The organism is Martinezella lusitana (assembly GCF_900094565.1).
Taxonomy (GTDB): Bacteria; Pseudomonadota; Alphaproteobacteria; order Rhizobiales; family Rhizobiaceae; genus Rhizobium; species Rhizobium lusitanum.
In genome coordinates this window covers 378167-399901 of sequence record NZ_FMAF01000005.1, presented here as the reverse complement: position 1 = coordinate 399901, position 21735 = coordinate 378167, and the positions used below count along the sequence as shown (strand labels likewise).

18 protein-coding genes are annotated in these 21735 nt (G+C 60.5%); 10 read left to right on the top strand and 8 right to left on the bottom strand.

Features of this window, described 5'->3' with window-relative positions; all coding sequences use genetic code 11:
* Positions 1-3 precede the first annotated feature (3 nt).
* Genes GA0061101_RS14160 through GA0061101_RS14145 form a run of 4 tightly spaced genes read left to right on the top strand, consistent with a single transcriptional unit; the run spans position 4 to position 2995 of the window.
* The gene (locus GA0061101_RS14160; protein WP_037202341.1) at positions 4-333 is read left to right on the top strand and encodes an XdhC family protein; all 330 of its coding nucleotides are present in this window, start codon (positions 4-6) and stop codon (positions 331-333) included.
* A complete protein-coding gene (locus GA0061101_RS14155) occupies positions 333-1040 on the top strand; it encodes an XdhC family protein (protein ID WP_037202340.1) in 708 nt (235 codons plus the stop codon). The genes GA0061101_RS14160 and GA0061101_RS14155 overlap by 1 nt, the downstream gene beginning before the upstream one ends.
* On the top strand, positions 1037-2671 hold the full coding sequence (locus GA0061101_RS14150) for an NTP transferase domain-containing protein (RefSeq protein ID WP_092573780.1): 1635 nt from the start codon (positions 1037-1039) through the stop codon (positions 2669-2671). The genes GA0061101_RS14155 and GA0061101_RS14150 overlap by 4 nt, the downstream gene beginning before the upstream one ends.
* Positions 2672-2674: 3 nt before the next feature.
* A complete protein-coding gene (locus GA0061101_RS14145; RefSeq protein ID WP_037202336.1) occupies positions 2675-2995 on the top strand; it encodes a TfoX/Sxy family protein in 321 nt (106 codons plus the stop codon).
* 3 nt (positions 2996-2998) lie between these two features.
* Here the strand turns inward: GA0061101_RS14145 and GA0061101_RS14140 are convergent, their stop codons facing one another.
* The 5 genes from GA0061101_RS14140 to GA0061101_RS14120 all read right to left on the bottom strand — a co-directional run bounded on the left by GA0061101_RS14140 (position 2999) and on the right by GA0061101_RS14120 (position 7942).
* Positions 2999-3421 (bottom strand): NUDIX domain-containing protein, encoded by a 423-nt coding sequence (locus GA0061101_RS14140; RefSeq protein WP_037202334.1) that lies wholly within the window; start codon positions 3419-3421, stop codon positions 2999-3001.
* 56 nt (positions 3422-3477) lie between these two features.
* On the bottom strand, positions 3478-5034 hold the full coding sequence (locus tag GA0061101_RS14135; RefSeq protein WP_481407302.1) for a DEAD/DEAH box helicase: 1557 nt from the start codon (positions 5032-5034) through the stop codon (positions 3478-3480).
* 158 nt (positions 5035-5192) lie between these two features.
* Positions 5193-6509, bottom strand: coding sequence for a peptidoglycan DD-metalloendopeptidase family protein (locus GA0061101_RS14130; protein ID WP_037202331.1), 1317 nt, complete (start codon positions 6507-6509; stop codon positions 5193-5195).
* Between the two features lie 115 nt (positions 6510-6624).
* On the bottom strand, positions 6625-7455 hold the full coding sequence (locus GA0061101_RS14125) for a ferritin-like domain-containing protein (RefSeq protein WP_037202330.1): 831 nt from the start codon (positions 7453-7455) through the stop codon (positions 6625-6627).
* A gap of 4 nt (positions 7456-7459) precedes the next feature.
* Positions 7460-7942 (bottom strand): peroxiredoxin, encoded by a 483-nt coding sequence (locus tag GA0061101_RS14120; protein WP_037202328.1) that lies wholly within the window; start codon positions 7940-7942, stop codon positions 7460-7462.
* A gap of 130 nt (positions 7943-8072) precedes the next feature.
* Between GA0061101_RS14120 and GA0061101_RS14115 the strand changes: the two genes are divergently transcribed.
* Positions 8073-11495, top strand: a complete 3423-nt coding sequence (locus GA0061101_RS14115; RefSeq protein WP_092573779.1) for a YhdP family protein — start codon at positions 8073-8075, stop codon at positions 11493-11495.
* 46 nt (positions 11496-11541) lie between these two features.
* Here the strand turns inward: GA0061101_RS14115 and GA0061101_RS14110 are convergent, their stop codons facing one another.
* Together GA0061101_RS14110 and tyrS are read right to left on the bottom strand one after the other, a co-directional pair.
* Entirely contained in the window at positions 11542-11880 is a 339-nt protein-coding gene (locus GA0061101_RS14110; protein WP_037202830.1) for a hypothetical protein, read from the bottom strand.
* Positions 11881-12553: 673 nt separating this feature from the next.
* A complete protein-coding gene (gene tyrS, locus GA0061101_RS14100; protein ID WP_037202325.1) occupies positions 12554-13810 on the bottom strand; it encodes a tyrosine--tRNA ligase in 1257 nt (418 codons plus the stop codon).
* Between the two features lie 284 nt (positions 13811-14094).
* Here tyrS and GA0061101_RS14095 point away from each other — a divergent pair, with 284 nt between their 5' ends.
* Positions 14095-16509 (top strand): caspase family protein, encoded by a 2415-nt coding sequence (locus GA0061101_RS14095; protein WP_092573778.1) that lies wholly within the window; start codon positions 14095-14097, stop codon positions 16507-16509.
* A gap of 175 nt (positions 16510-16684) precedes the next feature.
* Positions 16685-17203, top strand: coding sequence for a GNAT family N-acetyltransferase (locus tag GA0061101_RS14090; RefSeq protein WP_047638214.1), 519 nt, complete (start codon positions 16685-16687; stop codon positions 17201-17203).
* Between the two features lie 11 nt (positions 17204-17214).
* On the opposite strand, the gene GA0061101_RS14085 is transcribed toward GA0061101_RS14090, so the two are convergent.
* Positions 17215-17892, bottom strand: a complete 678-nt coding sequence (locus GA0061101_RS14085; RefSeq protein ID WP_034504875.1) for an alpha/beta hydrolase — start codon at positions 17890-17892, stop codon at positions 17215-17217.
* 233 nt (positions 17893-18125) lie between these two features.
* Here GA0061101_RS14085 and GA0061101_RS14080 point away from each other — a divergent pair, with 233 nt between their 5' ends.
* The 3 genes from GA0061101_RS14080 to sufC all read left to right on the top strand — a co-directional run bounded on the left by GA0061101_RS14080 (position 18126) and on the right by sufC (position 21734).
* Positions 18126-19292 (top strand): cysteine desulfurase family protein, encoded by a 1167-nt coding sequence (locus GA0061101_RS14080; RefSeq protein ID WP_092573777.1) that lies wholly within the window; start codon positions 18126-18128, stop codon positions 19290-19292.
* Positions 19293-19438: 146 nt separating this feature from the next.
* Positions 19439-20908, top strand: coding sequence for a Fe-S cluster assembly protein SufB (gene sufB, locus GA0061101_RS14075; RefSeq protein ID WP_037202320.1), 1470 nt, complete (start codon positions 19439-19441; stop codon positions 20906-20908).
* A 70-nt stretch (positions 20909-20978) separates the two neighbouring features.
* Positions 20979-21734: a Fe-S cluster assembly ATPase SufC gene (gene sufC, locus GA0061101_RS14070; protein WP_037202319.1), complete on the top strand. Its 756-nt coding sequence runs from the start codon at positions 20979-20981 to the stop codon at positions 21732-21734.
* Position 21735: the final 1 nt, after the last annotated feature.

Below are 21735 nucleotides of genomic sequence, written 5' to 3'. Positions count from 1 at the left end.
CCGATGACAAATATATCCGAAAGTCTGGATCCGCTCGTGATCGCGGAGGAATGGGTGTCGGCAGGCCGCAGCGTTGCCATGGCGACCGTCGTCGATACCTGGGGTTCGGCGCCGCGCCCGGCGGGCAGTCACCTCGTGATCGACAGCGAGGGCAATTTCCACGGCTCCGTTTCGGGCGGCTGTGTGGAAGGTGCCGTGATCACCGAGGCGCTCGACGTTATCGAAAACGGCAAGTCCCGCATGCTGGAATTCGGCGTTGCCGACGAGACTGCCTGGCGCGTCGGCCTCTCCTGCGGTGGCCGAATCCGCGTCTATGTCGAGAGGCTTGCCTGATGGATCGTCAGATACTGGCGAAGCTGAATGAATTGCGGCGCGAGCGGCGGGCGGCGATTCTTGCCACCGACCTGTCGGGCGGGCGTGACAGGCTGATCGTCGAGGGCGACAAGCTCGAAGGCGCTCTGGCCGATGCAGTCGCGTCCACATTCCGTTCGGGCAAATCGGCACTGGTCGCGGTTGAAGGACAGAGTCTGTTCCTGAACGTTCACCTGCCGCCGCCGCGTATCGTCGTCATCGGGGCGGTGCATATCAGTCAGGTCCTGGCGCGAATGGCGGCACTTGCCGACTTCGATGTGACCATCATCGATCCACGCACGGCCTTTGCGACGCCGGAGCGTTTCGAGGGTATCGACCTGATTGCCGATTGGCCTGCGGATGCACTGAAGGAACGGCCGCTCGACAGCTATATGGCGCTGGTCGCCGTTACCCACGATCCGAAGATCGACGACGAGCCGATTGCGCAAGCGCTGGGGACGGGCTGTTTCTATGTCGGCGCGCTCGGCAGCCGCAAGACGCATGCCGGCCGCTTGGAGCGCTTGAAGCGGGAAGGATTGACCGAAGAGGATCTCGCCCGCATCCACGCCCCCATCGGTCTTCCCATCGGCGCGGCGAGCCCGGCGGAGATCGCGGTCGCCATTCTGGCCGAGATCATCGGCGCCCTTCGCGAGCGCGACGTGTCGTTGCCCAAGGGCCCGAAGCCATGATCTTCGGGGAATTTTCGACTGTGAACGCCGAGGGCGCGGTTCTGGCACATTCCCTTCGGTTATCCGATGGTAGTTTTGCCAAAGGGCACAAGCTTGACCATGGCGATGTCGAACGACTGATCGCCGCCGGGATCGATCACGTCATCGCGGCGCGGATCGAACCCGGCGATCTTATGGAGGACGAGGCGGCCGAGCAGCTCGCGCAAGCCGTTGCACCCGATCACCTGACCTTTTCCAAGGCGACGACCGGGCGTGTCAATATTCACAGCGCGGTCGACGGCCTGTTCGTGGCAAATCGCGCCGCAGTCGATCGGCTCAACAGCGTCGACCCGGCCATCACGCTTGCCTGTCTTGCCGATCATGTGCCGGTGCGATCAGGCGACGTGGTGGCGACCTTCAAGATCATTCCGCTGGCGGTTTCGGGGCTGAAGGTGGCGGCCGGGGCCGACATTCTGCGGCGAATGCCGGTTTTCGAAGTCAAGCCGTTCCTGCCGCATGCGGTGTCGCTTGTCGCCACGGAGCTGCCGTCGCTGAAGACTGGTGTCATGGACAAGACGGCGCGCATCCTCTCTCAGCGGCTTCAGCTTGCAGGCAGCGTTTTGCAACGGGAGGAGCGCGTCGCCCACCGGGCGAAAGCGGTCGCCGATGCGATCGGTCAGGCGTTGGAGGTACCGGACCAATTGCCGAAGCTGGTGATCGTTTTCGGTGCCTCCGCCGTTATCGATGCCGGCGATGTCATTCCGGAGGCGATCCGGCTTGCGGGCGGTGAGGTCATTCAGGTCGGCATGCCTGTCGATCCCGGCAACCTTTTGGTACTCGGCAAGGTGGGCGATGTCCATGTCGTCGGCGCACCGGGATGTGCCCGCAGCCCGAAGGAAAACGGTTTCGACTGGGTGCTGGATCGTATCTTAGCCGGCGAACAACCGACGCCGCAGGATATCAGCGGCATGGGCGTTGGAGGATTGCTCATGGAAATACAGTCGCGTCCGCGTCCGCGCGATATCGCCGCCAAGCCGGCGGCGCAGATATCGGTTGCCGTCGTGCTGCTGGCCGCCGGCCGGGCGAGCCGCATGGGCGAGGGCGGCTCGCACAAGCTGCTGGCCGAGTTCGACGGCGTCCCATTGGTCCGTCGATCGGCCTCGACGGCCATGGCAGGCGGAGCATCTGCGGTCATCGTCGTCACGGGCCACCGTCGCGACGACATCGAGCTGGCGTTGCGCGATCTTGCCGTTGAGCAGGTGTTCAATCCGGATTATGCATCCGGCATGGCAAGCTCGCTGGTTGCAGGCGTCGGCACGCAGGGTGCGCAGCGTGCGGACGGTGTCCTCGTCATGCTGGCCGATATGCCTGGCGTCACCAGCGACGACTTGAAAACCTTGATCGCCGCGTTTCGCGAGGCGAATGGCCAGGCGATCGTGCGCGCGGTATCGGGCGGCAAGCGCGGCAACCCAGTCATATTGCCGCGTGCGGTGCTGAACGCGGTCATGCGGCTCGAGGGCGATGTCGGCGCGCGGCATATCATCGAGACGTCCGGGCTTCCGGTTGTCGACGTCGATATCGGCGAGGCGGCGCATCTCGACGTCGATACGCCCGAGGCCGTCATCGCCGCCGGCGGCGTTTTAAAGGGATAGGGAATGGACAATAACGATATCGAAGAGATGTTTCAGTCGCTCGGGCCGGTAGCGATCAAGCGAATGTTCGGCGGCAAGGGGATCTACCATATGGGCCGGATCCTGGCGCTCGAAGTGGATGACGAGATACTTTTGAAGGCAGATGACGTCAGTGCTTCGGAGTTCGAGGCGGCCGGAGCTCGGCGTTGGGCTTATGAGGGCAAGAAGGGCAAGGCCGTCAATATGCCTTACTGGTCGGTTCCCGATGATGCCTTCGACGATCCCGACATCATGGCGCACTGGGTAAGGCTGGCCTATGAGGCTGCGTTGCGCGCCGATAAGTAGGCGTCAGCGAAAATCGTCTTCGCTCAGATGCGCAATCGTTGCTTTGGCGAAAGCGGATAGTTGTTGTGGCAACTCGCTGCGGCCGAACCAGCCGAAATCGGAGAGCTTGTCGGGCTCCATCAGGCGCGGCTCGCCGGAAAAATCCCTGCAAACATAGATCAGCGAAATCCAATGCTGTCGATCCGCTTCGACGATAACCTCTTCTGTGCAGAGGTATTCGGTCCGGCCGATGGAAAGGCCGCTTTCCTCTTCCGCCTCGCGGATGGCGGCCCTGGCTGCGGGCTCCATATGGTCGACCTTGCCGCCGACGATGCTCCAGAAGCCGGCCTCAGGCGCCTTGAGGCGCCTGTAGAGCAAAATCTTCCCGTCCCGCAATATTGCGAGACCGGTTCCTAATCCTGGGAAATCGATGCCGGGTTTGCCCATGCCTACATCCCGAAATGTGCCGTTAACTCCGGCGTAACGGTTCGGATGTGGACTTATCAGCCCTTGGCGTTCGCGACGATCAGCATGAAAGCGGGAATGTCGTCGCCGAAGCCAACCGGTGTCGGGCCGTCATCCTGGTCGCGATAACGGCTGCGGCGTTCGCGGTTGTCGTCGTTCGCAGCGGGGAAGGGCCGGTGATTGTTGCGAGAACCGTTGTTGGATTTGTTGTTGTTCTCAGACTTGCGCTCGTTTCTCACGCTCTCGGCCTTTGCTGGTGCTGCTTCGATCACTTCGACGCCATTATCCTCGACGTCGATATCAGATTTATGACTCGAGGCACTCCGGCCTCTGGGGCTGCGATCACGCTCGCGGCCTCTGCCTTTCGGCTCGCGGCGGCGAGGAGAACGATTGTCGTCCCCACCTTCCTCGGCCGGCGGCAGTGCCGACAGATCACCGTTCAGCCACTGGACATCTTCGCCGATCAGCTTTTCGATCGCGTCGATATGCTTGGTGTCGCGTTTCGTCACGAGAGTGAAAGCGGCGCCGGAACGACCGGCGCGACCGGTACGGCCGATGCGATGGACATAGTCTTCCGAATGGATCGGAACATCGAAATTGAAGACGTGGCCGACATCGGGAAGGTCCAGACCGCGTGCCGCGACGTCGGAGGCGACGAGAAGCTGGATCTGGCCGTCACGGAAATTCTGCAACATCGTCGTGCGCGAGCGCTGATCCATGTCACCATGCAATGCGCCGACCGAGAAGCCGTGGCGTTCAAGCGAACGGAAGAGGTCGGCCACATCTACCTTGCGATTGCAGAAGATGATCGCGTTCTTCAGGTCCGTCTGGGCTCGGATGAGATCGCGCAGCGTGGCGCGCTTCTCGTAGTCCTTGCCATGCGAGGCGACGAAGCGCTGCGTGACAGTCTTTGCCGTTGACGCGGGCGCCGAGACCTCGACACGTTCCGGATTCTGCAAGAAGCGGTCTGCCAGCTTCTGGATTTCCGCCGGCATCGTGGCCGAGAAGAACAGCGTCTGGCGCGTGAAGGGAATGAGCTTGGCGATGCGCTCGATATCGGGGATGAAACCCATGTCGAGCATACGGTCGGCTTCGTCGATGACGAAGATTTCGACGGCGCTCATCAGCAGCTTGCCGCGCTCGAAATGATCAAGCAGGCGGCCCGGCGTGCAAATCAGCACGTCGGCGCCACGCTCCAGCTTGCGGTCCTGCTCTTCGAAGGACACGCCGCCGATCAGCAGGGCGATGTTGAGGCGATGGTTCTTGCCGTATTTCTCGAAATTCTCGGCAACCTGGGCGGCCAGCTCTCGCGTTGGCTCCAGAATCAGCGTGCGCGGCATGCGGGCACGAGCGCGCCCTTTCTCGAGCAGCGTCAGCATCGGCAGCACGAAGGAAGCCGTCTTACCGGTACCCGTCTGGGCGATACCACAAATATCGCGGCGCTGCAGCGCAAATGGGATGGCACCGGCCTGAATCGGAGTCGGTGTCGTGTAGCCCGCGTCAGTTACCGCGGAAAGGACTTTTTGGCTCAAGCCAAGGTCAGCAAATGTTGTCAAAGGGAAAACTAGTTCCGTCTCGGTTCGGTCGAACACCATGAATCGACACACAGGAGCATGCCGTAATGCAGCGCGACATAGAACCAAATACCCACAGAGTCAAGGAAAGCAGTCGCTTCTGCCGACCCGAAGTTCATTCGTAACGCAATTTTTGGATTAGTGCCATGTTTGTTGCTCGTTTGTCACAATCCTGGCAGTTAAATCGCGCCGAGACCGCTGATGTAACTTGCGAGTTTTGTACCGGCATTGATGAAATACATCGGGTCTATAGGACGCCCATTTTCCCGGACTTCGTAGTGCAGATGCGTGCCTGTGGAACGCCCGGTGCTGCCGGCGAGGCCGATCGGGTCACCGGTGCTGACCTTATCGCCGACTTTGACAAGCACTTCCTCCATATGGCCGTAGCGCGTCGAGATGCCGTCGCCGTGATCGATCTCCACCATATTGCCATAGCCGCCTGTCCAGCCCGCCGAAACGATCCTGCCAGGGGCCGTCGCCTTGATCTTTTCGCCGGGGCTGAAATGGAAATCGGTGCCGGGATGGAGAGCCAGCGTGCCGAAGAAGGGATCCTTGCGATTGCCGAAGGGGCTGGTGACGAGCTTGCCCGGTGCAGGATTTCGGAAGGGCAGGCTCTCGGCGGCACCTCGCGCCGTCTCCAGGCGCGTTAGCGCCGTATCGAGATCGGCCATCGACTGCTCGAACTGGTCGACATTTTCCGGCGCCACATAGGGGCCGCCAACGCCACCGTCGTCATCTTCGCTATCACTGACCACGACCTCGTTCGGGATCTTAACGCCGACATTGGACATGATCGCCTGAATCTCGTTCGCCGTCCCGGATGCGTCTGCGGTGAGATTTCGGATGCGCGTTAGCTGATCCTGTTCGATATGTTTCAGCGACAGCGTCACTTTCGAAAAGACGCGGTCGGCGCGATCGGCGACCGTTTCCGGGGCGGGGACGTAGGCGAGGGTGGAGTTGTCCGGCGTGACATCTGCGGGCTTGCCGTTGGTAAGAAGCTTTTCGATGGCCTTTGGCGCGGTCAGCTGCGCATGCTCGTTCTTTGCAGCCGCCGTGTTCGCATCGGCATGCGGGGTTTTATCGGTGAGGCCCGAGCTTTCGGCCCTGTCGAGCAATGCGTTGAGCTTGCCGCCGCGCGACGACAGCTGTTGCTGCTGCTCGATGAGCTTGTCGACTTTCTCTTCGACGACCTGCTGATCGAGAAGCTGGCGGGAGGTGACGCGATCGACCTGGGCACGCAGTGCGGCGATGCGATCCTCATAATCATATTGCATACGCGCCTGGCGGGCCATCGTCGCGCCGATCAGATCGTCGCGCAGGACGAGGTAGGAGGTCGCCAGCAGGTAGCCGATCGAAAACAGGCCTGCGAGGCAGACGAACAGTGCCGCCATCCATGGACGCACGGTCATGTGGCGCACCGTCTCTCCACTTGCGAGGATGATGGTGTGACACCGCTGTTGTTTGCCGAAAACCCGGTTGTAAGGCTTTGCTGTCACCGAGAATCTCCCAATCGATGCTCTCAGGCACCCAATGGGAGTACACGGGATTATGGTTAATGAATACTTTCCGCGCGATTGTCAGAAAACGGAAAAGTTCTTTTATTTTAGTATTTTAGGCGTTACTTGTGGATGTGAGCGAGCGGTAGAAAGAGGGCGTCAATCCAGCCTCGGCGCGGGCGATATCGTTGAATGGCGCCTTGAGCGAGCCACGGAAGTTTGCGCGCACCAGCTCCTGGAACGCACGCGCCGGATCGCGCTTTTCCCGCGCGCAGAGAAAACGGAACCATTTGGCGCCGACGGCGACATGGCCTTTTTCGTCATTGTAGATGACGTCGAGCACGGCCGCGCTTTCCATGTCTCCGGTCTCGCGCATCTTTGCCTGCAGGGCGGGCGTCACGTCGAGTCCTCTGGCTTCCAGGATCAACGGCACGACGGCGAGGCGAGCGGTGAGGTCAGTGCGCGTTGCATGGGCCGCCTGCCACAAGCCGTCATGGGCGGACAGATCGCCATAATCCGCGCCCAGCTCGCGCAGCCGGGTCCGCACCATCCGGAAATGTTTCGCTTCCTCGAAGGCGACCTGCATCCAGCCGTCGAAGAAGGAATTGGGAACCGGCTCGGTCGCGAAGCGTGCGACGATGTCGAGCGCAAGATCGACCGCGTTCAGCTCGATATGGGCGATAGCGTGCAGCAGCGCGATGCGGCCCTTCAGCGTATGCAGCGAGCGCTTCTCCATATGCTTCGGCGGAACCAGCTCCGGCCGTTCGGGCCGGCCGGGTCGATCTGCCAGCGGCGGATCGAGTGGCGAACGCAATGACAGGGTGCGCGCAAACCAGCGCGTTGCGGATTCCTGGGCGAGCCCGGTCTTGCGATCGAGATCGGCCGAACGAATGGCCGCAATGGCGCCACCGCGCAGCGATGTGATCGTGTCGAGGTCGCCTGACATGCCGTCAAAGCTCCTTCGCCGCGGCCAAAACCTCTTCGGCGTGGCCGGCTACTTTTACCTTATCCCATATCCTTGCGATGCGGCCGTCGGCGCCAATCAGAAAGGTCGAGCGGACGACACCCATATAGGTTCGGCCATACATGCTCTTTTCCCTCCAAACGCCATAGGCCATCGCCATCGTCTTTTCCCCGTCGGAGGCGAGCGGCACGGAAAGCGCGTGTTTCCTGACGAATTTGTCATGGCTCTTCACCGTATCGGGCGATATGCCGAGGATCGCGACGCCGGCCTTGTCGAAATCGGCTTTAAGCGCGGTGAAGGAAATCGATTCGGTCGTGCAGGCTGTCGTGTCGTCCTTAGGATAGAAGAACAATACCAGCGGTTTTCCGCCGAAATCGGCTAGACGCACATGGCCGCCGCCATCGCGTGGCAAATCGAAATCGGGTGCCTCGTCGCCCACATTCAAAACAATCGGAAAAACTTCCGTCATGGGAAAAACTTTCTTTTGCCTGGTTTTTAGACGATACTAAGGTTGAGCCATACATGCTGCTCAGGTATGCCGTCCACATGGGACGCAGCGTCACCAAAAAAATTGCTGAGAATGAAAGGGACGCGCAGGAGTGATCCGAGGCGAAAAGGTAACATTCCGTAAAAAGGATCTCGTTTCACTCGATCATCTGCCTTCCGCCCAGGTCGATGATCCCATGATCGTGCATGTCCCCCCGGAACGCACCAGCCGCAATCGTTCTCATGTCTGGCATGTCTGCCGCATGACGCTGGTTTTCTTCACCTTTCTTGCAATCATCCTCGGCGCCGTCATCGCAACGATCGAAAGCGGCGTTTTCGATGTGCCGCTGTCTCAGAAGGCGCAGACGGCCCTCGATAAGGCGATCGGTCCGCGCTACAAGGCGGAGGTCGGCAAGACCGTGATCCGCTTCACATCGGATCTGCGGCTGGCTCTCGAAGCGCGTGACGTCAACGTGATCGATCAGGACAGCGGCAAGCATCTGTCGACCATGTCGGCGGTCAATATGGAACTCGATCCGTTCGCCCTTATTGAAGGCCGGGTGGAAGTGGCGAGCGTTGCGGCGGAAGGCATAGCGCTCGATACTTCGCTCCTGCCTCAAGGAGATCCCGTCGACCTGACCGCGTGGCGCGTGGATGCGCTGCCCCAGGCATTGACCTCGGCTTTCGACGATATCGATTTTCTGCAGCGCTTCGTGCAGCGCGGCGGCACGAATTCGGTGCGTATTTCCGGATTTTCGGTCAAGCTGCCACGCCAGGAAGGCGATCCCATCTCTCTTGTGGTCGATAATCTCACCTTCGAGCGGACCGAACAGAATTCGCTGCATCTTTATGGGCAGGTCGCCGTCAACGGGTCGGTGGCGATATTGGATGTGATGGCAGAGCAGCAGGAGTCCGGCCACAGCTCTTCACTGATCGCGAAAATCTCCAATCTCGATCTCAAGCCACTGACGATGGCCTATGATGCGACCGGCACGCCGCGTCAGGGTCTCATGAGTTTCGCCGATGTGACGCTATCTGCCGTCAAAGGGGGCTCAGGCACCGATCCGAAGCTCGATGCCTCCGTCAATATCCAGCCCGGCGTGCTCTATATGGATCGCGACGCGCAGGATCTGACGCAGGCCAATATCAACCTCTCCTATAATTTCGATCACCAGACACTCGAGATCGCACCGTCGACCGTGCAATTCGTCAGCACTGTCGCGCCATTCTCCGGCGCCCTGATCGATCTCGACCGGGTTGACGCCAACGCAGGCAAAGGCTTCGGCATCGATTTCCTGATCAAGAACGGTACGGCAGCCTCATCGATATCCGGAGAAAAGCCGGTCAGCTTCGACGGCCAGGCGACAGGGCACTTTCTGTCCGCGACCAAGGAATTCCAGTTCGAGAATATCGGCATATCGACACCGCAAGGCGCTCTGTTCGGTTCGTTGCACATGAAGCTCGGCGACAGCTCGCCGGAAATCAGCTTCGGCGGCCGCGCGGACAAACTCGACACCAGCGTGGTGAAACAACTGTGGCCCTTCTGGATGGCTTCGAAGCCGAGAGTATGGGTCGAGAACAATCTCTTTGGCGGCTCGGTGACGAATGCGGTGATATCTGTGTTCATTCCAGCCGGGAGGCTGCGGGAGGCTGCGCAGACCGGCAAGCTGCAACTCGGCCAGAACGAGTTGCACATTGCTTTCGACATCGACGGCGCGCGCCTCAACGTGCCTGGCCAAATACCGCCGCTCCGGGATACGAAAGCACATTTCGATCTGACCGGCCCGACGATGGACGTCAGTATCGAGACTGCTACCTCCTATTTCCCGACAGGCCGCAAGATCACCTTGAACGATAGCAGCTTCTCGATACCGGCAACCTACGACAAGCCGCTGATGGCGGAGCTTGCTCTGACAATATCCGGCACGGGCGACGCCGTGGGTGAATTGCTGACCTACAAACCGCTGGAGGTATTGCAACGGACGGAATTCAAACCGGAGGACTTCAACGGCAAGATCGTCGCCAAGGTCAATGCCCGGATCGGCCTGATCAACGACCAGAAGCCGCCGCCGCCGGATTGGCAGGCGAAACTGGAGCTCAACAATGTAGATTTGTTGAAGCCGATGAACAATCGCAAGATCGACAACCTGACCGGCGAGATCGTGGCAGATCCACAATCGGTGCACCTGCAGGCTCAGGCGCAGATCGACGGCATTCCTGCCCAGATCGATATGATCGAGCCGACCGACAGCAAATCGACGGCCAAGCGCAGCCGCGTCATTACGGCGACGCTTAGCGATGCTCAACGCAATGCCGTCCTGCCGGGTCTTCGCGATATCATCGATGGGCCCGTCAAAGTGGAGCTGACGCGCATCGATGACGATCGACAGGGCGTGAAGATGGATCTCAGCAAGGCGGCGCTGACGGTTCCGTGGGTAGGATGGTCGAAGGGCAGCGGCATTCCGGCAACCGCGCAACTCGAAGCGTCCGGACCGGACAGCCAGACGACACTCAAGAATTTTACGCTCAAGGGCGATGGTTTCGGCGTCAGCGGCGATCTTGTGATCAGCAAGGGGAGCTTGTCGTCAGCGAATTTCGACAGCGTGAAGCTCTCGGCCCTCGATGATTTCGCGCTGTCGCTCAAGCGCGGCAAGGGTGGAGGCTATGACGTATCGATATCGGGCAATTCGGCCGATATACGCCCGATCCTGGCGCGGCTGAAGACATCGTCATCTGGCGGCGGGAAGAGCGGCGGCGACGACTCGGCAAGCGCGACGATACATGTCAATCTCGACAAGGTTATTGGATTCAACGACGAATCGATCGGCAATCTCAAAGGTACCTATTCCATTGCAGGCGGCAAAACGACGGCGGTGGACTTTTCCGGCGTCACCCTCAGCGGAGAAGCTGTCGTCAGCCAGATGAGCAAGGGCAGCGGCAGCGGCACCATCCGCATCACCAGCGGCGACGCCGGCTCTGTTGCTCGTTTTGCCGATCTCTACAAGCACCTGAAGGGCGGCCTGCTCAATCTGTCGCTGCGCTCCGTCGGGCAGGACGACTGGGACGGATCGCTGGATCTGCGCAACTTCGCCATCGTCGACGAGAAGAAGCTTTCGACCATCGTTTCGACCCCGAGCGGCAAGAACGGCAAAAGCCTGAATGCAGCCGTGAAGGAGAATATCGATACGCGCTCGCAAAGCTTCGAAAGAGGCTTTGCGCGGCTGGTGATGCGAAATGGGTCGCTGTCGGTCGAGAACGGCGTCGTGCGGGGCGTGCAGGTCGGGGCGACATTCCAGGGAACGGTCAAGGATGCCAACGGCAAGATGGATCTGACCGGCACGTTCATGCCCGCCTACGGCCTGAACCGGCTGTTCGCCGAGGTTCCGATCGTCGGCTTCATCCTGGGCAACGGCAGCGACCGCGGCCTGATCGGCATTACCTTCAGGGTGACGGGTACACTGGAGAAATCGAGTATTCAGATCAATCCGCTGTCGATCATCGCACCGGGGGTATTTAGGCAGATCTTTGAGTTTTGATGAGACATACGGCGTGACGGTTTGCGGCTCTCTCCGGCCGGGCGGCTCATTTAACAGCTCGTTCTTCTTCCACCAATCGCTGCCGTATGCGTTCTGGTCCACCTTTCATACGTCGGGCAAATGGTCGATCGGGATCCACGACGCGCCAAAACGGAGCGGTGCCGTTTTCGCTGATCTGAGCCAAGTGCCGCTGGACGGTGATAGGACAGCAGGCATCTGCTCCATATTGACTGGCGAGCGCCTTTCTTACTTCGCCTACGGCAGATAATTGTCCTGGGGGCGCTGCCCATAACGCGCGAGCAACCATCTCCTCGCTTGGAATCAACATACTCTGCGTAAGGCTCCGGCCTTTGGGCCTTGTTTTGATCACCGGAATCTCATCCATAATCCACCTCCGGAGTTTCATGTCCTGACAGAGGACGAACCGGTAGTTTGCGATCCGACAGCAGCCGTTGCGGCTCGCCAGCTTGGATCGGCAATCTCCGGCCTTATCCTGGTCGATCCGACCTTCATAAGTCCAGAGTGGCAGCGCGAGGTTTTTGAAAGCGATATCGCTGAGGAACATCGGCGATCCCTGGCGTTGGGCAGGCTGATCTGCTTGCCCAGGCGCGCTTCGACACCCATCCCCGTCGGCGGAGATTTTGGAATGCCTGGCCGATGCAAGACTTCAGACCAGTATGTCCGCGTTCGAAGTGCTCACGCCGCCAAATCCTGACTATCGCGAGCTCATTCAGAGCACGCACGCCCCGATCCTTCTCGTGATTGGAGACAAAGGGGGCGTTTCGCTGGATACGGCTCGTGAACTGTGGGAGCTCAATCCCTTGCTTCGATATGAATTGATCCCCGATGCCGGTCACGGCGTTCCATATGATCAGCCCGAGCGATTAGGAGCTGCTATGTTGTCCTTCCCGCGGCCGATATCCACTGTGCGGACTGGCGCTGCCTTCGTCGACTGATCGTCCACATCACTTTATCGGTCGGCGGTTTTCAGTCTGCGCGGCGAATACAAAAAGCCGGCAAGATGCGCCGGCTTTGTTCGTAGTCGTGTGACCGGCTGCTCAAGCCGCCGGGCGGATCAGGATGTGCTTCTTCTTGCCCAGCGACAGCTTGATGACGCCATCGGCGGTGATTTCGCCGCTGCCGATGACCTTGCGTTCGTCGCTGACGGCCTCATCGTTGATGCGCACCGCACCGCCCTGAACGTGGCGGCGGGCCTCGCCGTTCGAACCGGCCAAGCCGGCGCGAACGATCAGCGACAGAAGGCCGACGCCCGCATCGATCTCCGCAGCGGGGATATCGACGGACGGCAGGTTTTCGGACAGGCCGCCTTCCTCGAAGGTTTTGCGCGCCGTCTCTGCGGCCTGTTCCGCCGCCGCGCGGCCATGCAGGATGGCGGTGACCTCGGTCGCAAGGATCTTCTTGACCTCGTTGATCTCCGAGCCGGCAAGGGCCGAGAGCCGTGCGATCTCATCCATCGGCAGGGTGGTGTAGAGCTTGAGGAAGCGCGAGACATCAGCATCCTCGGTATTGCGCCAGTACTGCCAGAAGTCGTAGGCCGAGAGCAGGTCGGCGTTCAGCCAGACCGCGCCCGAGGCGGATTTGCCCATCTTGGCGCCCGACGAGGTCGTCAGCAGTGGAGAGGTCAGCGCGAAGAGCTGCGGCGTCCCCATGCGGTGACCGAGGTCGATGCCATTGACGATATTGCCCCACTGATCCGAGCCGCCCATCTGCAGACGGCAGTCATAGCGCTTGGCCAGCTCGACGAAGTCGTAGGCCTGCAGGATCATGTAGTTGAACTCGAGGAAGGACAGCGACTGCTCGCGATCCAGGCGCGTCTTGACGCTGTCGAAGGACAACATGCGGTTGACCGAGAAATGCCGGCCGACATCGCGCAGGAATTCGAGGTAGTTCAGCGAGCGCAGCCACTCGGCGTTGTTGATCATCAACGCATCCTTCGGGCCGTCGCCGTAGGTGAGGTAGTTGGAGAAGCAGCGCTTGATCGAAGCGATGTTGCTTTCGATCGTGTCGATGGTCATGAGCTGGCGAGACTCCTCCTTGAAGGAGGGGTCGCCGACCATGCCGGTGCCACCGCCCATCAGCGAGATGGCGCGATGGCCTGTCGCCTGCATCCAGTGCAACATCATGATCTGGATCAGCGAACCCGCATGCAGGCTCGATGCTGTGGGATCGAAGCCGATATAGGCGGTCACCGTTTCCTTGGCGAAAAGGTCGTCGAGGCCTGCTTCATCGGAAATCTGATGAATGAAGCCGCGCTCTTTCAGGGTGCGCAGGAAGTCGGATTTGAACTCAGCCATGATCTTGGTCTCTCGAGGCCGCACAAATGGATCATGCGGCACAATCGCTGTTGTTGAACGTCGCGGCGCGTTTAGCATTGATTTGTGAGCGCGTCACCATTTTGGTTGGGTGCGAATGCCGAGTTTCAGCCCGGTGGAGCGGCGGCCCGGATTTGTAAACCGACGCTTCTCAACGTGAATACATCGTAACAACGCCGCGAAGCCGCCGCGTATTCGCCCAAATCAAATCCTATTCATTTATCGTTGATCCCGTGCGCGCCACATGTTTCCCGAAAGAAACCGGTATGTCACCTCTGCTTCCGATGATGGGATTGTCATTCAAAAAGATGATCTGGGCATTTTTTGCCATAGCGTTGGTTTTGGCCGGTATCGTCGCCACGAGCCCGGCCGATGCGCAAGGTTCCCCTGAAAAGAGAATAGCGCTCGTCGTGGGCAACGCCGCCTACAAGACGGGCGCGTTGCCGACGCCGGCCAATGATGCCGGTTTGATTGCGCAGACGTTGCAGGCTGCGGGTTTCGATGTCATCGGCGCGCGCGACCTCGACCAGAACGGGTTGCGAGATACACTCAGGGACTTCCTGGCGAAAGCGAACGCCTCGGGGCCTCATACCGTGGCTTTCGTCTATCTGGCGGGCTATGGGCTTCAATACCAAGGCGACAATTATTTCGTGCCGGTGGATGCGCAGATCGCCAATGCCACGGATGTTCCCGTCGAGGCGATCCGGGTAACCGATTTCACCAAATCGCTGGCGGCGATCAACAATCGCGGCAGCATTGTGGTGCTCGACGCGGCACGGGCCAATCCGTTCGCGCAGTCCAATCAGCCGCTTGCCGGCGGCCTGACGCTTGTCGAACCCGACGCCAATCAGTTGATCGCATTCAATGCGGCGCCCGGCACCGTCGCGCCGCCGGAAGCAGGTCCCTATGGCTCCTATGCCCATGCGCTGGCGGAAATGATTCGCGTCGGCGGCCTTTCGCTCGGCGACGTATTCGATCGCACGCGCCTGCGGGTGAGCGATCTGACCAAGGGCGCAGAAATCTCCTGGGACGCGTCTAAATTCAACAACGCCTTCACCTTCTTCGATCGTGGACCCGATGCGCCGGCAGCCCAGGTGTCCAGTTACGACAACGCGGCAATCCGTACGAAGGCGATCCGCGATTTCGATGAGAAGGATGCCTATTTCGCGGCGCTCGACCGTGACTCGCTGCAAGGCTACGAGGATTTCCTCGCCGCCTATCCGAACGACTCCATGGCGAGACGTGTACGCGCCATTATCGCTGCCCGTCGCGAGGCGATCACCTGGCGCGAGACGTGGATCGCGGATACGCCGGAGGCCTATTGGTCCTATCTGAGACGTTATCCACGCGGCCCGCATGTCTGGGATGCCCGCCGCCGTCTCGAGCATTTCGACGCAGCGCTCGAGCCGCCTCCGTCCTTCACCGTGATCGAGTATGACGTGCCGCCGCCACCGCCGCCGGAAATCGTCTATATTGATCGGCCCGTTCTTTATTTCGATGATGCCGATTTCGGCTATGCACCACCGCCGCCGGTTGTTTTCCTGGCGCCGCCGCCACCGGATTTCGTCGTGTTGGCGCCACCGCAGCCCTCGGTCGACCTTTACGTCCTGCCGGCGCCGGTCTTCGTTCCCGTTCCGGGCTGGGTGCTCCCGCCGCGCGATATCGCGCCGCCCGAAAACAACATCATCTTCAACAACATTCATAATACGGTCGAGAACAATACGGTCATCAACAACACGACCGTCAACGAGAACGGGGCTGCACCTGCGGCGCCCGGTCTGACGACAGGGCAGAAGCTCGTCGGCGCAGCTGTCGTCGCCGGCGCCGGTGCGGCGGCGCTGCATGTCGCCCTGCCGCCTTCGGTGCAGAAGGCGGCCGTCCTGCAGAAGCAGAACCCGGCGGCGGTGGTAAAGGTGCCCGCAGGTTCCCCCGCCGCACCCTCGGGGCAGCCGCAAGCCGGAAATGCCGGCGCTCATGCTTTGCCCGGTGCTAATGGTCAGCCCTTGCCGACCGTTGGCAAGACCCCGGCCAATAAGGGGCAGGTGCAGCCGAAGCAGGCGCAATCGCCACAATCCGCGCCCAACACTGTGCAAAATCCGGCTGCTGCTGGCGCGAAACCCGCTCCACTGGGTGCGAATGGCAAAGCGCATGCGCTCCCTGGTGCCAATGGCCAGCCCTTGCCGGCTGCCGGCAAGACCCCCGCCAATCAAGGACAGGCGCAGACGAAGCCGGCCCCACAGGGTGCGAATGGCGGTGTGCATGCGCTTCCGGGAGCGAAGGGTCCGAATCAGGTCGCAAAGACCCCGGCGCCGCAAGTCGCTCCGAACGCGAAACAGAATTCGGTCGCCACAGGGCCGAAGCCGAATGCCCATGGTCAGACGATAAAGCCAGCGGCGCCGGCTATTGCCGCGAAGGCACCTGCCAAGCCAAAGCCTGTCAACAACAATCAGCCGCACGTCGCAGCCGCGCCCCCGCAGCGTGTGAACCCCGTGGCCTCACAGCCGAAGCCGGCGCCGCACGCAACCGCGCAGGCGAGGGCGCCCGCTCCGAAGCCTCAGGCTCAACCGAGACCGCAGCCCCAGCCGAAGGCTGCGCAGCAGGTCAAGAGACCCCCGCCTGCGCCGCCGAAGCCTCCGGAAAAGAAGAAGTGCGGAGCGCCGGGGCTTCCTGCATGTCACTGAACGGTGATTTTGACTGACGATCCGGGGGCCGTGTATGCGGCCCTTGCTCTTTGAGCGCCAGCCTATCGTGATGACTGGAGCGGACCCGCTGCGCTTAGTGGCTTGCCGGCTGGTGACCGTCGTGATTGAACATGAGTCGCAAGTTTCATGTGTTACCCAAAAAACAGGCAGACGGATGAGCGACGCCATCATACTCGAAACTCCCCGCCTTGTTTTGACGATGTGGAACAAGGGCGATGCCGAGCTGATCAGGCAGTTGCATTCGACGGTCGAAACGACGCGTTATCTCTCCGGAGCGGCGCCATGGACGTTGGAGAAGGCCGAAGAGCGGCTGAAAAGCTGGTTCGGCGAACAAGCGCGCGACGGGGTGACCAAATACAAGATGCTGAAGCGGGACGACGGCCGCTTCATCGGTCGCGCTGGTTTTTCGCGATTTCACGAGGAAAACGGCCGCGGTGAATTCGAGCTCGGTTATTCGATTCGGAACGACGCCTGGGGCAATGGTTACGCGACGGAGATCGCCGGCGCGCTGGCGCAATGGTTCTTGCAGCGTGGCTTGGCCAGTCAGTTCATCGCCTTCACACATCCCGAGAATGCGGCGTCGCAGCGGGTTCTGCGAAAGATCGGCATGCAGGATCACCCGCCGATGGTCATCGACGGGATCTCATGCCCAACGTTCAGAATGGCCCGGTAAAGGCGTTTCTCTTACCGGATGCGCTTGGCGGCCGGTTCCGGCACCAGCTCGCCGTTCAGGCGACGATCGAGATAATCTTCGCATTCGCCCAGAAGCGTGTCGACCTGGCCGTTGAAGAAGTGATTGGCGCCCGGCACGATCTTGTGCGTGATCAGGATGCCCTTCTGCGTCTTCAGCTTCTCCACGAGGCCGTTGACGTCCTTTTCCGGAGCGACCTTGTCCGCATCGCCGTTGATGATCAGGCCGGACGAGGGGCAGGGAGCGAGGAAGGAGAAATCGTAGATATTCGGCTGCGGCGCGATCGACATGAAACCTTCGATTTCAGGACGGCGCATCAGCAGCTGCATGCCGATCCAGGCGCCGAAGGAATAGCCGGCAACCCAGCAGCTTTTGGAATCGGGATGGAGGCTCTGGACCCAGTCGAGCGCCGATGCGGCATCGGAAAGCTCGCCGGCGCCGTGATCGAATTCGCCCTGACTGCGGCCGATGCCGCGGAAGTTGAATCGGAGGGTCGTGAAACCGCGCTTCTGGAACATATAGAAGAGCTGGTAGACCACCTGATTGTTCATGGTGCCGCCAAACTGCGGGTGCGGATGGAGAATAATTGCGATCGGGGCGCTTTTTTCCTTAGAGGGCTGATAGCGGCCTTCAAGGCGGCCTGCGGGGCCGTTGAAAATAACTTCGGGCATCGATACTCCGGCTCTTCTTTTTCTGCGTTCAAACCCGACGGCACGCAGCAAGTTGACTTGACGAATGCGCTCATCTTTTCTAGAACGCAGTTTAGAACAATTCGAAACTTGATGCGGTGTTCCGCGCGTTGTGTGTGCAACGATTTATGGAACGTGTCATAAGGCATGCCCGGCTGAAATTTCAAGGAAAATGAGCCGGACGCAGCAAAGCAACGTCAGGCAGGAAGAAGATCATGGCGGCAACGCGCCTTTATCTCGACTGGAATGCCACCGCGCCGCTTCACCAGGCCGCGCGGGGTGCGATGCTACGTGCGATGGATATTCAGGGCAACCCCAATTCCGTGCATGGGGAAGGTAGGGCGGCACGTGCTGCCGTCGAGGCCGCGCGCCGGCAGGTTGCAAGCCTGACGGGCGCTGCTCCGGCCCATGTCGTTTTCACCAGCGGCGCCACCGAGGCGGCCAATATGGTGTTGACGCCGGAGTTTCGCATGGGGCGGACGCCGCTTGCCGTCAGCCATCTCTATGTATCGGCCGTCGAACATCCGGCCGTGCGCGAGGGTGGCCGGTTTCCGAAGGAAAGAATCGGCGAAATACCGGTGACATCGGGCGGCATGATCGATCTTACGGCCCTTGAAGCGGTGCTTTCTGCGCATGACAAGGCGAGCGGGCTGCCGATGGTCGCGATCATGCTCGCCAACAACGAGACAGGGATTCTTCAGCCTGTCGATGAAGCGGCCAAGCTCGTTCAGGCGGCAGGCGGCATATTCGTTGTCGACGCCGTGCAGGCAGCCGGCAGGGTGGCGATCGATGTCGAAGCGATCGGCGCGGATTTTCTGATCGTCTCGTCCCACAAGATCGGTGGGCCCAAAGGAGCCGGGGCGCTGATCTCGCGCGGCGAAGTGCTGATGCCGAAGCCATTGATCCATGGCGGCGGCCAGGAAAAGGGGCATCGCTCCGGCACGGAAAACGTGCTTGCCATCATCGGCTTCGGTGCCGCCGCCGAGGCAGCGCTTGTGGACTTCGATGGCCGCAATGCCAGGATCGGCGCGTTGCGCGATCGGCTGGAAGAAGGCATGCGGCTTGCCGCGCCCGACATCATCATTCACGGTAAGGGCGGAGCGCGCGTGCCGAATACCAGCTTCTTCACGCTGCCGGGATTGAAATCCGAGACAGGGCAGATCGCCTTCGATCTCGAAGGTGTCGCCATTTCGGCCGGGTCTGCCTGCTCGTCGGGCAAGGTCGGCGAGAGCCATGTGCTTGTCGCCATGGGATGCGATCCGAAGCTCGGAGCGCTTCGGATTTCGCTCGGCCCCACCACGACCGAAGCGGACGTAGATCGCGCCATAGCGGCCCTTGCCCGCATTGTGGGCCGCCGCAAACTGGCGGGTGCCGCGGCCTGACGGCCACAATTTTGCGGAAACGGAAATTTCCGCTTGCCAAGTGGGCTGAAAAGTCCCCTTTGGCCGACTACATAGAGGGTAGACATAAGTCTGCCGCAACGTTGACAAGCTGCCGGACCTTGGATCCGGCGAGATTGGAGAACGAAATGCCTGCAGTCCAAGAAACGGTCGATCAGGTTCGCCAGATCGACGTGGACCAGTATAAGTATGGTTTTGAAACTACCATCGAAATGGACAAGGCTCCGAAGGGCCTGTCCGAGGATATTGTCCGCTTTATTTCCGCCAAGAAGCGGGAGCCGGAATGGATGCTGGAATGGCGTCTTGAGGCGTATCGCCGCTGGTTGACCCTGGAAGAGCCCACCTGGGCCCGCGTCGACTATCCGAAGATCGATTTCAACGACATCTACTATTACGCTGCGCCGAAGAGCACGTCCGGCCCGACCTCGCTTGAGGACGTCGATCCGGAACTCTTGAAGGTCTATGAGAAGCTCGGCATTCCCTTGCGCGAGCAGGAGATCCTTGCCGGCGTCAAGCAGTCGAGGATCGCAGTCGATGCCGTGTTCGATTCGGTTTCGGTGGTTACCACCTTCAAGGAAGAGCTGAAGAAGGCCGGCGTGATCTTCATGTCGATCTCGGAAGCGGTCCGCGAGCATCCCGATCTCGTGCGCAAATATCTCGGCACCGTCGTTCCGACATCAGACAATTTCTACGCGACGCTGAATTCCGCTGTCTTCACCGACGGCTCCTTCGTCTTCGTGCCGAAGGGCGTTCGTTGCCCGATGGAATTGTCCACCTACTTCCGCATCAACGAGAAGAATACCGGCCAGTTCGAGCGGACGCTGATCATTGCCGAAGAGGGAGCCTACGTCTCCTATCTCGAAGGCTGCACGGCGCCGCAGCGCGACGAAAACCAGCTGCATGCGGCCGTGGTCGAACTCGTCGCGCTCGATGATGCCGAGATCAAGTATTCGACGGTTCAGAACTGGTATCCGGGCGACAAGAACGGCAAGGGCGGCATCTACAACTTCGTCACCAAGCGTGGCGATTGCCGCGGTCATCGCTCCAAGATTTCGTGGACGCAGGTCGAGACCGGTTCGGCTATCACCTGGAAGTACCCGTCCTGCATTCTGCGCGGTGACGACAGCCGCGGCGAGTTCTACTCGATCGCCGTTTCCAACGGCCATCAGCAGGTCGACAGCGGCACCAAGATGATCCACCTCGGCAAGAACACGTCGAGCCGCATCGTGTCGAAGGGCATCGCTGCCGGCGTCTCGCAGAACACCTATCGCGGCCAGGTCTCGGCTCACCGCAAGGCGACGAACGCGCGTAACTTCACGCAGTGCGATTCGCTGCTCATCGGCGACAAGTGCGGCGCGCATACGGTGCCCTACATCGAAGCCAAGAACTCGACGGCGCAGTTCGAGCACGAAGCCACGACGTCGAAGATTTCCGAGGACCAACTGTTCTATTGCCTGCAGCGCGGCATCCCGACCGAAGCAGCGATCGCTCTGATCGTCAACGGCTTCGTCAAGGAAGTCCTGCAGGAACTGCCGATGGAATTCGCCGTCGAAGCGCAGAAGCTGATCGGCATCTCGCTCGAAGGCAGCGTCGGCTGACGCCCGCATAGAAAATTAGCTTTGGCGCGCCAGCCGCGCCCTACGTTCATTCCTTCGTTAGGATTCTACAATGCTTGAAATCAAGAACCTGCATGCCCGCATCGCCGAAGACGGCACCGAGATCATCCATGGCCTGAACCTGACGGTGAAGGCGGGTGAAGTCGCCGCCATCATGGGGCCGAACGGCTCCGGCAAATCGACGCTGTCCTATATCCTCGCCGGCCGCGACGACTATGAGGTCACCGAGGGCGATATCCTCTACAACGGCGAGAGCATCCTTGAGCTCGACGCTGCCGAGCGCGCCGCCAAGGGCATTTTCCTTGCCTTCCAGTATCCGGTCGAAATCCCTGGCGTTGCCACGATGCAGTTCCTGAAGGTAGCGCTCAACGAGCAGCGCAAGGCGCGCGGCGAAGACGAGCTGACGACGCCGGATTTCATCCGCCGGGTCAAGGAAGCAGCGGCCAAGCTGCAGATCAACATGGATATGCTGAAGCGTCCGCTGAACGTCGGCTTCTCCGGCGGCGAGAAGAAGCGCGCCGAAATCCTGCAGATGGCGCTGCTGCAGCCGCAGCTTTGCGTGCTTGACGAGACCGACTCCGGCCTCGATATCGACGCTCTGAAGATCGTCGCTGATGGCGTCAACGCGCTACGCTCTCCGGATCGCGCCGTGATCGTCATCACCCATTACCAGCGCCTGCTGGATTACATCGTTCCGGACACCGTTCACGTCCTCTACAAGGGCCAGGTGATCAAGTCCGGCGACAAGACACTGGCGCACGAACTCGAAGCCAATGGATATGCCGACATCATCGGGGCTGCGGCCTGAT